Raw genomic sequence first — 4,734 nt, 5'->3', positions numbered from 1 at the left:
TGTTTCCGGTACCGCGCAGTCGACCAACGGTCGACTCTACCGCGCGCAGCACGGGGTTTATGTTCTCGGTACCGCGCAGTCGACCAACGGTCGACTCTACCGTGCGCAACGTGGGATGGCCGCCGAAGGCCGCCGCTCCGCTATCATCGCGGCATGAAGTCCGATGCTCATCCGCGCCCGATCCGGCCGTTGCCGGAAATCCTGATCAACCAGATTGCCGCTGGTGAAGTGGTCGAACGGCCTGCGTCGGTGGTCAAGGAGCTGGTCGAGAACGCCATCGATGCCGGCGCCAGCCGTGTCGACATCGATCTGGAGGAGGGCGGCGTGCGGCTCATCCGCATCCGCGACAACGGCAGCGGCATCGCCCCCGAACAGCTGCCGCTGGCGGTCTCGCGCCACGCCACCAGCAAGATCGCCGACCTCGACGACCTCGAATCGGTGGCGACACTCGGCTTCCGCGGCGAAGCATTGCCCTCCATCGCCTCGGTCAGCCGCTTCACCCTGGCCTCGCGCCGCGCGCATGACGAGCACGGCTCGGCACTGCAGATCGAAGGCGGCAAGATCGGCGAAGTGACCCCGCGCGCGCATGCGCCAGGCACCACGGTGGAAGTGCGCGAACTGTTCTACAACGTGCCGGCGCGGCGCAAGTTCCTGCGCGCCGAGCGCACGGAAATGGGCCACATCGAAGAGTGGCTGCGTTCGCTGGCGCTGGCCCGCCCGGATGTCGAACTGCGCGTCTCGCACAACGGCAAGCCCTCGCGCCGCTACAAGCCCGGTGACCTGTATTCCGATGCGCGCCTGGCCGAGACCCTTGGCGAGGACTTCGCCAACCAGGCGGTGCGCGTGGACCACACCGGCGCCGGCCTGCGCCTGCATGGCTGGATCGCGCAGCCGCATTACTCACGCGCCAGCGCCGACCAGCAGTACCTGTACGTCAATGGCCGTTCGGTGCGCGACCGCAGCGTCGCCCATGCGGTGAAGATGGCGTACGGCGACGTGCTGTACCACGGTCGCCAGCCGGCCTACGTGCTGTTCCTGGAGCTGGACCCGACCCGCGTTGACGTCAACGTGCACCCGGCCAAGCACGAAGTGCGCTTCCGCGATTCGCGCCTGGTCCATGATTTCGTCTACCGCACGTTGAAAGACGCGCTGGCCGACACCCGCGCCGGTGTGTCCGCGCAGGACATCGGTGCCGGTCCGGTCCATCCTGCGGGAGCGGACGGCGTGCCGATGCCATCCAGCGCCGGGGCGTCGGGCTTCGGCCTGGTGCGCGGCGCGGCACCCGGTTCGGGGGGCGGTGGGGGAGGCTTCTCCGGCTGGCGCCCGCAGCAGCCGCTGGGCCTGCAGGTGGCCGATGCGCCTGCCGCCTACGCCGCCCTGTATGCGGCCCCCGCTGCTGGCGAGCGCAGCAGCGCGCTGCCGCCGATGCCGAGTGAAAACGGCCTGCCGGTGACCAGCGCCGTTGCCGGCGTGCCGCCACTGGGCTATGCCATTGCCCAGTTGCACGGCATCTACATCCTGGCCGAGAACGCCGAAGGCCTGATCGTGGTCGACATGCATGCCGCCCATGAGCGCATCGGCTACGAACGCCTGAAGAATGCCCACGATGGCATCGGCCTGCAGTCGCAGCCGCTGCTGGTGCCGATCACCCTGGCCGTGGGCGAGCGCGAGGCCGACACCGCCGAGACCGAAGCGGACACGCTGGCCGCGCTCGGTTTCGAGGTCACCCGTGCCGGCCCCGGCGCGCTGCACGTGCGCAGCATTCCCGCGCTGCTGGCCAACGCCGAGCCGGAAGGCCTGCTGCGCGACGTGCTGACCGACCTGCGCGAGCATGGCCAGAGCCGGCGCATCGCCAGTGCGCGCGACGAGCTGCTGTCGACCATGGCCTGCCATGGTGCAGTGCGTGCCAACCGACGCCTGACGGTGCCGGAAATGAATGCGCTGCTGCGCGACATGGAAATCACCGAGCGTTCGGGCCAGTGCAACCATGGCCGGCCCACCTGGGCCCGTTTTTCGCTGGCGGAGATCGACCGCTGGTTCCTGCGCGGCCGCTGAGGCGCGCACCGTTGAGGGGAGCATCCATGCGTCATCGGGGAGTGGGCGGCCTGCTGGTCGCCGTTCTGCTGGCTGCCTGCAGTCCGCCACCGTCACCGGTGGCAGCGGCGCAGGAAGATCCGGCATTTGCGGCGGAGCAGCAGCAGTGGCGGGTGCAGCGCTATGAAGACCTGACCCGGCCTGACGGCTGGACCGCGCTGGTCGGCCTGCACTGGCTGCAGTACAGATCGCATTTCATCGGCAGTGGCGCCAGCAGCGGCATCCGCCTGACCGTAGGGCCGGCCAAGCTGGGCCTGCTGCGGCGCGAAGGCGACCAATGGTGGTTCAGCCCGGAAGCTGGCGTGGATGTCAGCCTTGCTGGACAACCGGTGCGCGGCCGCGTACACGTGAACACCGACAAGGACCCCGATCCCACCCTGCTGGCCTTCGATGGCGGAAAGGGCCAGCTGAGCATCATCCGCCGCGGCCCGCGTGACGCGCTGCGGGTCAAGCATGCCGATGCCGCTGCACGCCGGGATTTTGCCGGTATCCAGTACTGGCCCGGCGGCGCTGACTGGCAGGTGCAGGCACACTTCATCCCCCACCCGGCCGGCAAGACCCTGCCGATCATCGACATCACTGGCTTGACCACCGAAATGCCCAACGCTGGCGCGGTCGAGTTCGAGCGCGACGGCCGCCGCTGGCGCCTGGAAGCCATCGGTGCGCCGGGCCAACCCTTGTTCCTGGTCTTCGCCGACCGCACCAGTGGCCACGGCAGCTACCCGGCCGGGCGCTATCTGGACACCGATGCCCCGGCCGCCGATGGCAGTGTGCGCATCGATTTCAACCACGCTTACAACCCACCCTGTGCGTTCACGCCCTATGCGACGTGCCCGCTGGCGCCACCGGAAAACCGGCTGGACCTGCGCGTGGACGCGGGCGAGAAGGCGTACCACCTGCCTGAAGGAGAAGGCTGATCATGTCGATCACATCGTTGTTGCGCAGCGCCGTACTGCTGCTGGCCTGTGCGGTGGCACCGCTGGCGGCCGCACATGGGGTGCCGACGGAAGCGCCCGCCGCCAAGCCACCGGTGCCGCTGCTGTGGAAGGTGACCGGACCCGGCGATGCACGGGTCTATCTGCTGGGATCGTTCCATCTGCTCAAGCCCACCGATTACCCCTTGTCGGCCGACGTCGAGCAGGCCTTTGCAGTGTCCAAGCGCGTACTGTTTGAAGTCTCCCCGGAGGAAATGGAGTCGCCCCAGGCGGCCAGCCAGATGGTGCAGGCCGCCATCCGCCGCGATGGCAGCGAACTGAAGCGTGACCTGGATGACGCCACCTGGCAGAAGCTGCAGGCCTATGCCACGCAGCACCAGCTGCCCTTGGCGCAGTTGCAGGGCATGAAGAGCTGGTTCGTCGCGCTCAACATCACCATCGGGCAGATGCAGGAGATGGGGCTGGACGCCAACCTCGGCCTGGACCGACACTTCATGAAGCTGGCGAAGGAGGCGGGCAAGCAGACCGCTGGGCTGGAGGACATGCAGAGCCAGATCAACCTGCTCGATGGCATGAGCCTGCAGGAGCAGCGGCAGATGATGGGCGAAGCGCTGGACCAGGCCGAGAAGGGGGATGAGCAGTCGATGATGCTGCACGACGCTTGGCGCCGTGGCGATGACCGCCTGCTGTGGAACAAGATGGCCGTGGAAATGCGCCGGCAGTACCCGCAGCTCTACCAGCGCATCAACACCGCGCGCAACGATGCCTGGGTGCCCAAGCTGCTGCCATACCTGCGGGACGGGCAGGGTGGCACCTTGGTGGTGGTCGGTGGCCTGCACCTGCTGGGCAACGATGGCGTGGTGGAAAAGCTGAAGGCCAAGGGTTACAAGGTCGAGCGTGTCTGCACGGGGTGCAGGCTGAAACGATGACGGCGGGGGGATACCGCCGGATCGCGGAAATGCCTGTGTGCCTTGGTAGAGTCGACCGTTGGTCGACTGCTCTTCGAACAGGTGGCGGAAATCCCCGCGCTGCGCGCGATAGTCGACCAACGGTCGACTCTACCGGTCATATTCACCGGTCGAATCCATCGATCGAATCCCCTGGTTGAATCCACCGGCCGAATCCGTCGTTGAATCCCCCAGTTGAATCCACCGCCCAGATTCACCGGTCGGCATGGGGATCGGGTTTCCGCAATCCAAAACAAAACGGCGCGCCAGAGGGCGCGCCGTTTTCGTATCAGGCTGGCCGGGTGGTTCAGCGCCGGGTCTTGCCGCCGGTGCCGGTGCCGGTGCCCGTACCGGGTTCGTTGGGCTTGTTGCCGGTGCCGGTACCTGTGCCGCCTGGGCGCGGGCCGCCGAAGCCGGCGCCCATGTTGCGCTGGAATTCCTGCCACAGCTCCAGATTGCGCTCGGTCAGCTGGTTCATCATCGCCCACGGGGTCTGGCCCAGCAGGTTGCCCATCTGCTGGCGGAACTGCTGCTGCTGGTCCAGGAAGACCTGCATGCTGCGCTCCAGGTAGTTGCCCATGAAGCCCTGCAGCGAATCGCCATAGAAACGGATCAGCTGGCTCAGCAGCTGGGTGGACAGCATCGGCTCACCATCCTGTTCCTGGTCGGCGATGATCTGCAGCAGCACCGAGCGGGTCAGGTCGTCGCCGCTCTTGGCGTCGCGGACCTCGAAGTCTTCGCCGTCCAGGATCAGCTGG

4 protein-coding genes are annotated in these 4,734 nt (G+C 67.4%); 3 read left to right on the top strand and 1 reads right to left on the bottom strand.

Annotated elements, in window-relative coordinates:
* Positions 1-153: 153 nt before the first annotated feature.
* Genes mutL through ACQKDV_RS17955 form a run of 3 tightly spaced genes read left to right on the top strand, consistent with a single transcriptional unit; the run spans position 154 to position 3,958 of the window.
* Complete coding sequence (gene mutL, locus ACQKDV_RS17965) at positions 154-2,055, top strand: DNA mismatch repair endonuclease MutL (protein ID WP_427785553.1); 1,902 nt, start codon at positions 154-156, stop codon at positions 2,053-2,055.
* A gap of 26 nt (positions 2,056-2,081) precedes the next feature.
* Entirely contained in the window at positions 2,082-3,011 is a 930-nt protein-coding gene (locus ACQKDV_RS17960; RefSeq protein ID WP_427785552.1) for a DUF1684 domain-containing protein, read from the top strand.
* A 2-nt stretch (positions 3,012-3,013) separates the two neighbouring features.
* Entirely contained in the window at positions 3,014-3,958 is a 945-nt protein-coding gene (locus ACQKDV_RS17955; RefSeq protein WP_427785550.1) for a TraB/GumN family protein, read from the top strand.
* A 325-nt stretch (positions 3,959-4,283) separates the two neighbouring features.
* Here the strand turns inward: ACQKDV_RS17955 and phaR are convergent.
* Positions 4,284-4,734: polyhydroxyalkanoate synthesis repressor PhaR (gene phaR / locus ACQKDV_RS17950; protein ID WP_427785548.1), on the bottom strand; the 451-nt coding region annotated here is incomplete at its 5' end.

This window comes from Stenotrophomonas sp. NPDC077659, assembly GCF_050268705.1.
Classification (GTDB): domain Bacteria; phylum Pseudomonadota; class Gammaproteobacteria; order Xanthomonadales; family Xanthomonadaceae; genus Stenotrophomonas.
Note: the sequence above shows the minus strand (reverse complement) of the source record. Positions and strands in the feature narration are given on the sequence as shown.

Excerpts from the sequence above, each read along its gene's own strand:
- ACQKDV_RS17955 (WP_427785550.1), top strand. The coding sequence starts at position 3,014 with ATGTCGATCACATCGTTGTTGCGCAGCGCCGTACTGCTGCTGGCCTGT.
- ACQKDV_RS17960 (WP_427785552.1), top strand. The coding sequence starts at position 2,082 with ATGCGTCATCGGGGAGTGGGCGGCCTGCTGGTCGCCGTTCTGCTGGCT.
- mutL (WP_427785553.1), top strand. The coding sequence starts at position 154 with ATGAAGTCCGATGCTCATCCGCGCCCGATCCGGCCGTTGCCGGAAATC.